Genomic DNA, 13,323 nt, shown 5'->3' with positions numbered 1-13,323 from the left:
ATTTGTTGAATCGCAGTATGTGAAGCTGTTTACAAAATAATATTATTTTTAACCGTTTGTCTGTGATAGCTTGGCATTGGTCGTAATCAGGATGACTTTTTAAAACCTTAAGTATATAAATAAACTATGAATATAAAATCACATAAAAACATAAATGGCTTTACTCTGATTGAATTGATGATAACGATTGCAATTGCAGCAATTTTGTTGTCATTAGCCCTGCCATCTTTTGATAGGACTCTTCGTACAAATCGTACGACAACACAGGCAAATTCAGTACATACTGCTTTAAATATAGCACGTTCGGAAGCGATTAAACGTTCTTCGGCGGTCACTGTTTGTGCCAGCAATGATCAGACCTCACCACGTTCATGTAGTGGCGCAAATGATTGGAGTGTCGGCTGGATAATTTTTCAGGATTTGAATGCTAACGGCACTTTTGATGATGATGCCGATGTGAATTTATGTGAAGTTAGCAATAATGAGGCCTCTGAAGACTGCTTATTAAGAAGTTATAAAGCTTTGAATGGTGCTTTGAGCTTAACGGGCAGTGCCACTCGTATTATCTATACCGCAAGAGGTTTGCCACAGAGCACTTTAACGCTGACATTAAATGCAACCGGCTGTGGGGCAGGTGAGCAACGTGCTATTACAGTGAGTCCAACGGGTCGAGCCAATGTGTCATCCAGTAATTGTTAGTAAGGAATTAATTAATCATAATGAAAAATTTAAATAATACCAAGGCAAGTGCTGGCCTGACAATGATTGAAGTGCTTGTTGCTGTCGTCATTTTATCAATTGGCTTGCTAGGAGTGGCAGGTTTGCAAGTCACAGGGATGCGCAACAATAATAGTGCTAATTTAAGAACTCAGGCATCGATTTTAGCCTCTGAATTTGGAGATATTTTAAGGAGCAACAAAACGGCTGTTGATGCCGGTGATTTTGATGGGCCGTTTGATACTTCAAATTTAAGCATTTCAGTGGAACCGAATTGTAGAACCATAAATGGTACTTGTTCAACCACTGAAATGGCGGATACCAGTATTGTCGATTGGGGAACTGATGTGGCAGCGAGACTACCCGATGGTGTAGGCACGACTGCTCGTACCGGTGATATTTTTACAGTGACAATAACTTGGTTGGATGATAGAAATAACAACGCCACAGTGGCATTTATAACGGAGTTTCAGCCATGAAAAATAGAGTATCCCAAAAGGGCTTATCGCTGATTGAAATTATGATTGCTATGACCATCAGTTTGATTTTATTGGCCGGTGTTGGGCAAATATATATTTCAAATAAACAAACCTATCGTGTGACAGAAGCCATGTCAAGAATGCAGGAAAATGCCCGCTTTGCTATTGGGTTTATGACGCGCTCAATTCGTGGCGCTGACCACTGGGGCTGTGCAGGACGTTGGGATAATGTGGCTGATGCAGGTTTTTTAGTGGCGGGTTATGGCGGCGGGACAGCCACAGAATCTTCCCCCGGCTTATCTGCGCAAGATGATCAACCAGTAACAGGATTAGTAGATAGTGATACTATTCGTTTGATTTCGGCCTCTGAAGATGCCAGTAGTGTTGTGAGTGCAAGTGGTTCTTCTATTGTGATGGATGATGCCAGCGGCTTTGCTGTGGGGGATGATATCATGATTAATAATTGTAAATCTGCACAAATTACTTCAATTACTAATGTGTCAGGCAATACATTGACGATTGCAGATGCACTGAAACAGTCCTATACGATTGCCTCAGTGCATAAATTACAACAAACGACCTATGCTCTCGGTGTGAGTGGGGGCGTTCCAACTCTCTTTATGAATGATGGGACAGGCGCGCAGCCCTTAATTGAAGGCGTGGAAAATATGCAAATCTTATTCGGCGGTGATAGTAATTCAGATATGGTCGCGGATTATTATGTAGCTGCAGGCACAGCAGGCTTAGATATGTCTACGGTTGTTAGCGTTAAACTAACGCTAACGCTACGAACAATTAATGATAATGTTGCACTCAATTCCCGTGCTTATAATGGTGCGACAGATAATCGAATTAGTAAAGACTATTCGGCCACCATTGCACTACGAAATCGATTAAATTAGGACGTTTATATTTATGCGAACAATTAATGTAAAGACTGCTAATCAACGGGGCGTGGCGCTTTTTGTCAGTTTGATTTTTCTCTTAATTCTAACCCTTCTGGGTATTAGTGGTATGCAAACAACCATTTTGGAAGAAAAAATGGCGGGCAATTTTAACGATTCAAATCGAGCCTTTCAGGCAGCTGAGTTTGCAGTGCGTGTTGGTGAAGGTTGGTTGCAAAGCCAGGTCAACAGGCCTGATGATAATTCATCGCCATCCACATCCCAGGTCTGGTCGTTGATGGAAGCCGGTGCTGTTTGCACGGGTAATGATATGTGGTGGCGTCAGTGTGCTAATTCCTGGTGGGCAACAGCGACCAACTCAATAGCGGCTACCGGCTTAAGCTCCAGCCTAGTTGCTACTGCTCCCCGGTATGTGATTGAAGAGCAGGAATTTGTTCCGGATAGCTTATCGACGGGGCAGGGTAAACAGGCAGGTCGCACCTTCTATCGTGTGACCTCGAAGGGTACCGGTGGTAGTGATTTAACCCGAATGTTATTACAAACCTCTTTTACAAGAAGGTATTAAACGATGAATAGACTAAATATAAAACCATTGATGATGAAACACACTAGTCTTGTCTTAATAGGGCTGGTTGTGAGTTTATCGGCTTTAATTCCAACACCGGTGCGTGCCGTTCCTCTTGGCCTGGCTGAAGAACCCTTGTTCTTAACCACCGGTGCAAAACCGAATGTAATAGTGATGCTGGATAACTCAGGCAGTATGAAATCTAAAATGTATGGTGGAGGCTTTAATAATAGTATTGCTTATTATGGCATTTTTGAAAGTACGCAAAACTATGAATATGATCCGTCAATTCCGGTTAATGCCGCAGGCTATGCGCCAATGACAACCATTGATACCACTAAAACGGGTGCGTTTAAAGAATCTAGCTGTACCCCAGCGACTAATAATTTCACCTGTTGGAGTGGTAATTTTTTAAACTGGATGACGACTCGACGGATTGATGCCAGTCGTAAGGTCTTAATGGGGGGGAAGCTTGAATCCAGTACGTCTTATACCTATGGTTCAGGCTTGAATTTTAAACTCATTGCTAATAATGAGCCCAGAGATGATAACAGTGGTAGTACCATTAGCCGGAGCTCAAGTATTAGTAGCCAATTTTCACCAGTACCAAATGGTTCAAGTATGGAAATGATTTCACCTGCTGCAGGTGGAGGCATTAAAACAAGTTATGATCCCTATGCCAAGTTAACGACTGCTGGAGGGGGGGCTTATATATAATGATTCGGGTAATACCATTGGTGAATTTGGCTCTGCTACTGTAGATCCGAAAGTCGGTGCGGGCAAAGTGCTTACTAACGCTTCGTGGAAGTCTGTTTCATTTGTTAATAGTTATTCTAATCCGATAGTAGTGGCTAAAACCCCTACGGTTAATGGTGGAGATCCCAGTGTTGTACGTATTCGAAATATTACGCCGACGGGATTTGAAGTGAATATGCAAGAATGGTATTACAAGGATGGTAATCATATCAAGGAAACCGTTTACTATACGGTGATGGAGTTAGGGTCTCATGATTTGCCTGGCGGTATAAAGGCTGTTGCGGGCAAGGAGAATACCGATAAAGAATATACTTTCGATGGCTCCTGTCTTATTGACGATACGAATAGTGTAACAGTTAATTATGGTAATACGCTGACAGATCCCATTGTTGTTTCATCCGTTATTGGTTATAGCAATACTCGAACTGTTACCTCTAGAGTACACTCTGTAGGCAGTTCGAATTTTAAGCTTTTTTTACAAGAAGAGGAAAAATTAGGTGGTCGCGGCTTGACTGATGTCAATTTCATTGCCATTGAAAAGGGGATCGTGAATGACACGAGCAATCTACCTAATTGGCAGCTTGAAGTGGCTAAGTTTAGCGGTGTGAGTAATGCCGATAAGACAAATACCTTTGCTATTAGCCCTGCTTTTCCAAGTGCACCATTCTTTATTTCTTCAATGCAAACAGATAATGATCAGGATACGGCTGTTTTGAGATTAAAATCGCTCAGTGCGACGTCTGCAAAAGTGTTTGTAGAAGAAGAAAAATCATGTGATTCTGAAGTGACTCATGGTAACGAAGAGGTTGGCTTTTTTGCATTCTCCGGAGGCATAAAAGAATTTAATATGGCATTAGTTGTGGCTAATAAGCCTGAAGGCTTATTGCATGATATTGAGAGTAAGGTACGCTTAGGTGTATCGTTCTATCGTTATAATCCGAATGCTAATGACATATATAATCAGAATGTCAATGGCGGTACGATGAACTTTAAATTGCCTAATAATCCCTTTGTAAAAAAACCAACCAACACGAGTATGCCCGCAGCAGAGCAAGGCTATAGGGATGTCTCTAATCGCATGGGTATGAGTGCCAATGCTGCCGCTGACTTATTGGAAAATTACCCGCTGGTATGGGGAACCACGCCTTTAGCTGAGAACTTATGGGAAGTAATTCGTTACCTAGAACAGGAGCCTCCAAGGTATACTGCTGTTGGTGGAGTGAATGACTTTGATCCTGATCCTAATACTGTGGATGATCCCTATTATGATGTCACTGAAGGAAGAACGCTGGAATGTATTGATACCAGTGTCATTGTTTTCACTGATGGTGAACCATACCAAGATTCAACGGTACCAGGTTTTACACCGCTTGATTTTGATGGTGATTCAAATGCTGATGACTTGATTACTAACAAATCGGACTTACTCGATGATGTTGCCTATTATGGCTTTTGTGCGACTGTAGGTGGTGGTTCAGGCAATTGTGCTGACCCGGTAACCGGTGATGGCGATCGAGATTTACGTACTGATATTGCTGGTGATCAATTTGTTAAAGTCTATACCGTTGCCTTTGGTGCTAATAGTATTCCACAAGTATTACAGGATACGGCGGATAATGCCGGTGGTATAGCCTATTTAGCGGGTGATGGTGCGGCCTTAGAAACCGCATTAACAGCCGCTTTTACGGCCGCAATCAATGACAGTTCGTCTTCTGCGGTCAGTGTCAATACGGGTAGTTTAAGCAGTGATACTACGGTGTTCCAGGCACGTTTTTCCAGTAATGACTGGACAGGTGAAATGCTGGCCTTTTTGGTTAACCCCAATGACGGTACTCTGGGCACGGGTATCACTGCCAGTTATTTGCCTACTACTCATGGGGCTCGCATTATTGCTACGCATAATGGCACGATTGGTGTTCCATTTCGTTGGCCAGCTAATACCGCAAGCCCGACTCCATCTGAGCTGACTACGGTACAATCGACATTATTAGTCAGTAGTGATTTACTGGACTATCTACGCGGTGATGATTCAAATGAACAGAGCAATGGCGGCACTTATCGAGACCGTCCTAAGGTGGAAAATAGCATTTCTAAAAGTAATGCCACACTCAATAGTGGCTTAAAGGACAGAATTCCTTTAGGTGATATGGTGAATTCATCGCCGGTTTATGTCAGTGGTAAGCCTGATTTTAATTATCCTGATAACTTAGAAGGCAATAGTAATTTGTATTCAACTTTTGTGGCGAGTGTTGTTGCGCAAAATGATGGTAAGAAGTGTGGCACACCCATTACCTCTGATGGCCGCCTACCGGTGATTTATGTGGGTTCAAACGATGGCATGTTACATGCCTTTAATGCCAATAGTTTGGATTGCGATGAAAACGATGTGATTGACTCGTCTAATTTTGGTTCAGAACTATTTGCCTATGTACCCAGTGATGTGCTGAAAAAATTACCCGCGCTGGCACAACCTAATTATAGCCATCAATACACGGTGGATGGTTCTCCAGTGGTTGTCGATGCTTTTTTTAGTAGCGCATGGCATACTGTTTTGGTCGGAGGCTTGAGAGCCGGTGGTCAGGGGCTTTATGCACTGGATGTAACCGATCCAGGTGCAATCACCTCAGAAGCTGATTTGGCTGCTAAAGTGCTATGGGAATTTAATGATGCGGATGACCAAGACTTAGGTTATACCTATAGTCGCCCCAACATTGTCCGTATGCAAAATGGCGACTGGGCCGCAGTGTTTGGCAATGGCTACAATAATACAGTTTCAGATGCTAATGTGAGCACTACGGGTAACGCGGTTTTATATATCGTCAGATTGTCTGATGGTGTGTTACTTAAAAAAATCGATACGGGGGTTGGCTTAAGTGACCCTGCCAGTGGTAAGGCGACTGATGCTGCGGGTAATATCACTGTCAGTGGACGTCCTAATGGCTTAGCCTCTGTATCACCGGTTGATGTGGATGGTGATTCTAAAATAGACTATATTTATGGTGGTGATCTCTACGGTAATCTTTGGAAGTTTGATGTGAACAGTGGCACTATTGCCGATTGGAATATTTTCCATGGTGGTACTAGCGTAGCACCTACTAATGATAAGCCTTTATTTATTACTCAGGGTGAAACAACCGCAAATGGTTACTGTGTCGATGGTAGTGATGGGTCGGTTATTGATGGTTCGATTAATACTGCCACTGAGTGTATTGATACCTTTCGTCGTCAACCGATTACTACCCGACCAGAAGTTAATTTTCACCCTAACCAATCGGGATTTCTGGTTTATTTTGGTACTGGTCAATATATCGAAACCACGGATAATGCTGTGAGCGGCCAACTTGATCAATCATACTATGGTATTTGGGATCAAAATGACCCTGCCAAAGGCGAAATAGTCGCGGCTGACCTACTGGAGCAGGAAATCACTCAGGAAGTTGATATTGATGGTGACTCGATTATTGATGCCCGTGTAACGACGGACAATGCGATTGACTGGGAAGGTGATCCTTCTGCTGCACCAGCAATACCGGAGGACATGGGCTGGTTTATGGATCTCTATAATAAGGAAGGTGGTAATACCAATAATCATGGTGAACGCCAGGTCAGCGATTCCATATTAAGAAATGGTCGTATTATTTTCACTACCTTACATCCTTCTGCTAATGTTTGTGATAATGGCGGTGGAGGCTGGTTAATGGAAGTTGATGCCGTTTCGGGTGCTCGCCTACCTTACTCGCCTTTTGATTTTGACGGCAGTGGTACCTTTGGACAAGCAGACTTTGTGACTATTTCTGTCATCATTAATGGTACTCCAACTACCATCAAAGTGCCTGCCAGTGGTAAGCATTCAAACGAAGGTATTATTTCGACGCCGGGTATTATTGCCGGTGATGGTATTGAGTATAAATACAATAGTGGTTCTTCTGGGGGAATTATGGTGACGGGTGAAAATCCAGGGCCAGGCTATGAGGGACGTGTTTCCTGGAAACAGTTGAGCTTCTAAGGTGCTATGCTTCTAAGTTAAGTAAATTTGGATTAATTTAGAAGCTATTTTTGAGTTTGATTAATGTTTATTTGATATAAGAAGTGATTACTTAACATGAAAAAAAAATTAGATAAAGTATTGGGTTTTACTTTGATTGAACTGATGATCGTTATTGCTATTATATCTATATTGGCGGCAATTGCAGCACCAGCCTATCAAGAGTATATACGAAAAGCTAAACGTGCTGATGCTCAGGGGGCTTTATATGGGTTAGCCAGTACCATGGAACGTTTTTACACAGAAAATAATACCTATTGTGGTTCAGAAAATGGGGGAGTTGTAGGCACTTGTGTTGCTGGTGGTGATCCAGGATCTTTCTCAGCCACTGTACCTGTTGATGGGGGAGTTGCTTATTATGATTTGACTATTTCATTAGTGACGGCCAACACTTATACGTTAGAGGCTGCACGAGCGGGCTCAATGGCTGGAGATGATTGTGGTGATTTTACCCTGACGCATACCAATTTTCAGGGGATTACTAATAATACAGCGTCCTTGGCAGATTGTTGGCGCTAGATTTAAGGGGAGGATTTCTGATATTCTATCCTCTATGAATAAAACTCTTATTATCGGTGCCGGCATTATCGGCATGCTCACTGCCCGTTTGCTTCGCCAGGCGGGTGTCTCTGTCACCATCATTGAACAGGGCTATGCGGGTCAGGAATCTTCCTGGGCTGGCGGCGGTATCCTGTCTCCTCTTTACCCCTGGCGTTATAGCGATCCGGTAACGGCATTGGCGCAATGGGGGCAAGCTCACTATCCTGATGTATTAGCGGACATTCAGCAAAACTCCGGGATTGATCCGGAATATTTACAAAGCGGTTTATTGTATTTGGACATTGAGGATGAACTGGAGCAGGCGCTTGCCTGGGAAAAAAAGTTTCACTATCCTTTTGAATGCTTGTCTGGCGATGCTTTAAAAGCCATTGAACCAGGTTTAAGTGATGTGTCGTTATCAGGGAATAAGCAGGGCTGGCTTACTTCTTCTATCGGACAAGTGCGTAATCCACGACTGGTGAGAGCTTTACGAGAAGACTTGCTGGCTTTGGGCGTAACCATTGAACAACAAACTCAAGCTTTATCTTTTATCTCTGAAGGGGAGGTGGTTAAAGGTGTGCTGACGGATAAGGGCTCTTTTTATGCCGATCAAGTAGTAGTTGCCGGTGGTGCCTGGAGCGCACGTTTGTTGGAGCAATGGGTGAAAGCACCCAAAATTGCCCCGGTCAAAGGTCAAATGATCGTCTTTAAAGCCAAACCCGGTGTAGTATCACGTATTGTACTGAGTAAAGGCCGCTATGTGATCCCCCGCAAAGATGGTCGAGTGGTTTTGGGCAGCACTCTGGAATTTAATGACTTTGATAAAACCACCAGCGATACAGTTTTAGAGGAGTTAAAGCAGGAAGCCTATCGTATTATTCCTGCTTTGCGTGATTACCCAGTGGAAAAACAATGGGCGGGTCTTCGCCCGGGTTCTATTGATGGTGTTCCCTATATTGGCGAGCATCCAGAGCTTAAAAACCTTTATCTCAATGCCGGTCATTTTCGCAATGGCGTTGTCATTGGCCTAGCTTCCTGTCAGCTATTGGTCAACCAGCTTTTATCTCAAGCGAGTATTGTGGATCCCAAGCCTTACTTGTTAAGTGAAGAGCGCCTAGTAAATGATTGCAGTCAAATAGATTTACGCACGGCTATTTGATGTTAAAGTCTGTAAAATGGAGTTGATAAGTCAATAAATAGGTGTATTATGGAGTTTTTAACGCCATAGGTCATATTGATATGGAATTTGAGCGCCTCATTAAGCTTTCGCCATCAAAAAGTTGTTTTTTACTGGGTCCTAGAGGCACGGGAAAATCGTTTTGGTTAAAACAACAATGTGTCGATAGTGTGTATATCGATCTATTGGATTCTGAACATTATTTTCGCTTGCTGGCTGCCCCTGAGCAACTCAATTCCTATATCCCCCCTAATTATCAAGGTGACGTGATTATTGATGAAATTCAACGCATTCCTGCATTGTTAAATGAAGTACATCGTCTGATTGAAGCGACCTCGATACGCTTTATTTTGACCGGCTCTAGTGCTAGGAAGCTGCGCAAACAGGGTGTTAATTTATTGGCAGGAAGAGCATTGACTTATTTTATGTATCCCTTGACTGTGGCGGAGCTGGGCTCACAATTTAATTTAAAGCATTCATTGCAATATGGACACTTACCGAGTCTTTATCATGAATCGAGTACTGATGCGGAAAGTAGTCGTGATTATTTGTATTCTTATGTCTCAACCTATCTCAAAGAAGAAGTATTACAAGAAGGTTTAACTCGAAATTTAGAGGCTTATGCGCGTTTTCTGCAAGTGGCGAGCTTTTCTCAGGGGGAAACGCTGAATATCACTGCGGTCGCACGAGAGTGTGGTTTAAATCGTAAATTAGTTGAAAGTTATTTTATTATTTTAGAAGACTTACTGCTTGCTATACGCGTGCCCGTTTTTACTAAAAAAGCGAAACGTCGACTATTGCAGCACCCTAAATTTTATTATTTTGATGTGGGAATTTATCGCAGTATTCGTCCTAAGGGTCCCTTGGATTCGCCTGAAGAAATTGACGGTGCGGCATTAGAAACCTTATTTCTTCAAGAGCTCAGAGCAATCAATGCGTATCATAAACTAGCTTATGAAATTTATTATTGGCGAACAGCGGATCAAGTTGAAGTTGGTTTTGTTTTGTATGGTGAAAGGGGACTTTTGGCCTTTGAGGTAAAGCGTAAGTCTAAGTATAGTCGCAATGATCTCAAAGGGCTTAAAGCATTTATAAAAGACTATCCCATGGTCAAGGCTTATCTTATTTATGGTGGGAAAGACAGCTTTTATGAAGGAGAGATCACTGTATTGCCCATGGAAAAAGCCTTAATGACGCTACCTGAAATACTAAATACAGGTGCTTGAGTCGCTGGACAGATCAAATAAGCTTATTTATCTTTACACTTGTAGGATGCGATGAGTGCAACGAAGCACATCAAAAACGTTTGTTTAACCTAAAATAATCAGTTGAATCGTAGCGAGAGCGACTTAGGTGCTAAAGATTAAGGGTTTTACAGGTTATTTTGGCTTTATTCGTAGTCACCCTACGGGTGAAGTCAAAATGTTCTGGAAAACCCTTAAGATTCAGTGCATAAGGCGGTCGCAGTAGGTTCAACTGATTTTTTTAGGTTTAAAGCCATTGATGCGGTTCGTTCCTCACCACATCCTACATTTGAAGTGTAAAGCAAGTTTAGCGGTCACTGAGTCGCCACTATTTTTCAAAACGTAAGGAAAAATCAATGGCTCTCAGGTGCTTGGTAATCGCGCCCGTTGAAATATAGTCGATACCGATTTGAGCAAGCTCGTTAAGACGTTCATGGGTGATATTGCCGGACACTTCTAGTTTGGCGGAATGTGCGTGTTGGTGATTAAGGGCAACGGCCTGTTGTAGCAGGGTATTGTTCATATTGTCTAAGAGTAAAATGTCAGCCTTTGCTTGCAGTGCTTCTTCTATTTCTTCCAGTGTTTCAATTTCCACTTCAATTTTTAGGGTATGAGGGCTGTTTTCTCGGGCTGCATGTATGGCCTGGCCAATCGAACCTGCTGCCATGATGTGATTTTCTTTGATTAGGATACCATCAAATAGGCCGTGACGATGATTGTTGCCACCGCCACAGGTGACTGCATATTTTTGTGCTGCTCTGAGTCCAGGAATGGTTTTTCGGGTGTCGAGTAATTTGATTGGGCTGTTTTGTAATTGTTTAACATAACTGGCGGTGACTGTGGCCGTGCCGGACAGTGTTTGTAAAAAATTCATAGCAGTGCGTTCGCCCGTGAGCAAGAGTCGGGCGTTACCACTGAGGGTACAGATACATTGCTCTGCTACAATGCTATCGCCATCCTTTACATGCCAATCAATATGGGTGCTTGCATTCGCTGTGCTTAATTGTTGAAATACTTCATTGAACCATTGTGTACCACAAAGTATTGCGGATTCTCTACAGATGAGATGGGCGGTTGATTGCTTATTTTCAGGAATGAGGGCTGCGGTGAGATCGCCTGAACCGATGTCTTCGGCGAGTGCTTGTCTAACTTGGGATTGAATAATTGAGTGGGGGAGCATGTCATGTCCTGAACTGGTTTGGGTTAGGTGATTTTATCTGCTTCGGGGATGGATTTCAAAGTTAATACTAAATGAAATTTGAGTGATTTCTAAATTGACTGTGTTAGCCTATGGTTCTTCACAATAATGCGACCTTTTTCAAGCTTAATGTTACGACAACTTTGTAGGTTGGTGCTGAGCGTAGCGATGCCCAACAATAGTAGAATCAAGCACCTTTGTTGGGCATCGCTATGCTCAGCACCAACCCACGAAGAAGATTTAAGCCGCTTTTGTGTTTTTAAAAATTAAAAATCTAAGGGTAAAAGATGGAGTTGATAACGGGGTTTTTGAGTGAGTTGAATTCATTTGTATGGGGCAAGCCTATGCTGGTGATGATTTTTGGTACGGGGCTGTTTTTGATGTTAGGGCTTAGATTCATGCCCTTGCTCAATTTGTTTAAGAGTTTTAAATTGCTTTGGCAGGGCAGGTCGGATGCATCGGCTAAGCTAGAAGGGGAAATTTCGCCTTTTAATGCCTTGATGACCTCTTTATCGGCAACGATCGGCACGGGTAATATTACCGGGGTGGCCACGGCTATTTTTATTGGTGGGCCGGGGGCTTTGTTCTGGATGTGGTTGACGGCCTTGATTGGTATGGCGACTAAGTATGCTGAAGCGGTTTGCGCGGTGCATTATCGAGAGGTGGATGAAAATGGCAGTTATCTCGGTGGACCTATGTATTATATTAAAAATGGTCTGGGGAAAAAATGGCTTTGGCTGGGTTTCTCCTTTGCTTTATTTGGCGCTTTAGCCTCATTTGGTATCGGTAATACGGTGCAGGCTAATTCGGTGGCTAATGCCTTGGTGACGCAATTTAATATTCCTGAGTGGGTGACTGCGGTGGGTTTGTTTATTTTGACTGGTGCAGTGGTTTTGGGCGGCATTAAACGTATTGCCCAGGTGGCAGGTAAGTTGGTGCCGATTATGGCTATTGCTTATGTGGGCGCTGGATTAGTTATTTTGCTGACCCATTTTTCTGAGGTTCCTGCTGCATTGGCCTTGATTGTTGAGAGTGCTTTTAATCCGGTAGCGGCAACGGGAGGCTTTGCTGGGGCAACGATTATTATGGCCATTCAATGGGGGGTTGCAAGGGGTATTTTTTCTAATGAAGCGGGCTTGGGTAGTGCGCCGATTGCCCATGCGGCGGCGAAAACAAATAACCCTGTCGGTCAGGGCATGATTGCTATGCTTGGGACGTTTATTGATACCATTGTTGTTTGTAGTATTACTGGTCTGGCGATTGTTATCACGGGAGTATGGACGTCAGGTATTCAGGGCACTGCATTGACAATTGCGGCTTTTGAGCAGGTGATGCCGGAAATGGGTGGCATCGTGGTGACTTTAGCACAGGCGGTGTTTGCTTTTACGACTATTTTGGGTTGGAGTGTTTATGGTGAGCGCTGTACGGAATATTTGTTTGGAGTAAAGTCGGTCATGATTTTTAGGGTTTTATGGATTGTGGCTGTGCCAATTGGTGCGTTGGGGGACTTAAGTTTTATCTGGTTATTAGCCGATACTTTAAATGCGCTCATGGCATTGCCTAACTTGATTGCCCTCTTATTACTCAGTCCAGTGATTTTTAAACTCACCCGTGAGGCAATGAAAAACAAGTCCTATTCGTAGGATGCTGCTGAGGCACGATGCGCATCAATCTGCACAGTCGTTAGCCTGAATCTT

At 43.1% G+C, this 13,323-nt stretch carries 11 protein-coding genes; 10 read left to right on the top strand and 1 reads right to left on the bottom strand.

The genetic code is table 11. The annotated features are described in order from the left end of the window. The first annotated feature begins 126 nt into the window (after positions 1-126). From JEU79_RS25890 to JEU79_RS01380, 9 genes are all read left to right on the top strand, one after another. The gene (locus JEU79_RS25890; protein ID WP_281400811.1) at positions 127-699 is read left to right on the top strand and encodes a GspH/FimT family pseudopilin; all 573 of its coding nucleotides are present in this window, start codon (positions 127-129) and stop codon (positions 697-699) included. A 20-nt stretch (positions 700-719) separates the two neighbouring features. Continuing rightward, complete coding sequence (pilV, locus tag JEU79_RS01415; RefSeq protein ID WP_198262664.1) at positions 720-1,196, top strand: type IV pilus modification protein PilV; 477 nt, start codon at positions 720-722, stop codon at positions 1,194-1,196. Further along, positions 1,193-2,098, top strand: a complete 906-nt coding sequence (locus JEU79_RS01410; protein ID WP_198265799.1) for a PilW family protein — start codon at positions 1,193-1,195, stop codon at positions 2,096-2,098. Before pilV ends, JEU79_RS01410 begins: the two co-directional genes overlap by 4 nt. A 13-nt stretch (positions 2,099-2,111) precedes the next feature. Next, positions 2,112-2,666 (top strand): pilus assembly PilX family protein, encoded by a 555-nt coding sequence (locus tag JEU79_RS01405; RefSeq protein ID WP_198262663.1) that lies wholly within the window; start codon positions 2,112-2,114, stop codon positions 2,664-2,666. Between the two features lie 3 nt (positions 2,667-2,669). Further along, positions 2,670-3,383 carry a hypothetical protein gene (locus tag JEU79_RS01400; protein ID WP_198262662.1) on the top strand — a complete coding sequence of 238 codons (714 nt, stop codon included), beginning with the start codon at positions 2,670-2,672 and terminating at the stop codon, positions 3,381-3,383. 130 nt (positions 3,384-3,513) lie between these two features. After that, complete coding sequence (locus tag JEU79_RS01395) at positions 3,514-7,428, top strand: pilus assembly protein (protein WP_198262661.1); 3,915 nt, start codon at positions 3,514-3,516, stop codon at positions 7,426-7,428. A gap of 96 nt (positions 7,429-7,524) precedes the next feature. Further along, positions 7,525-7,986, top strand: coding sequence for a type IV pilin protein (locus tag JEU79_RS01390; protein ID WP_198262660.1), 462 nt, complete (start codon positions 7,525-7,527; stop codon positions 7,984-7,986). 34 nt (positions 7,987-8,020) lie between these two features. Further along, complete coding sequence (gene thiO / locus JEU79_RS01385) at positions 8,021-9,166, top strand: glycine oxidase ThiO (protein WP_198262659.1); 1,146 nt, start codon at positions 8,021-8,023, stop codon at positions 9,164-9,166. Between the two features lie 80 nt (positions 9,167-9,246). Continuing rightward, positions 9,247-10,410, top strand: a complete 1,164-nt coding sequence (locus JEU79_RS01380) for an ATP-binding protein (protein ID WP_198262658.1) — start codon at positions 9,247-9,249, stop codon at positions 10,408-10,410. 346 nt (positions 10,411-10,756) lie between these two features. Here JEU79_RS01380 and nadC read toward each other — a convergent pair whose 3' ends face one another. Continuing rightward, positions 10,757-11,608: a carboxylating nicotinate-nucleotide diphosphorylase gene (gene nadC, locus JEU79_RS01375; RefSeq protein WP_198262657.1), complete on the bottom strand. Its 852-nt coding sequence runs from the start codon at positions 11,606-11,608 to the stop codon at positions 10,757-10,759. A 305-nt stretch (positions 11,609-11,913) separates the two neighbouring features. On the opposite strand from nadC, the gene JEU79_RS01370 reads away from it, so the two are divergent. Continuing rightward, positions 11,914-13,269, top strand: coding sequence for an alanine/glycine:cation symporter family protein (locus JEU79_RS01370; protein WP_198262656.1), 1,356 nt, complete (start codon positions 11,914-11,916; stop codon positions 13,267-13,269). Positions 13,270-13,323 lie beyond the last annotated feature (54 nt).

Origin of the sequence: sulfur-oxidizing endosymbiont of Gigantopelta aegis, from assembly GCF_016097415.1 — a bacterium.
Taxonomy (GTDB): Bacteria; Pseudomonadota; Gammaproteobacteria; order GRL18; family GRL18; genus GRL18.
Note: the sequence above shows the minus strand (reverse complement) of the source record. Positions and strands in the feature narration are given on the sequence as shown.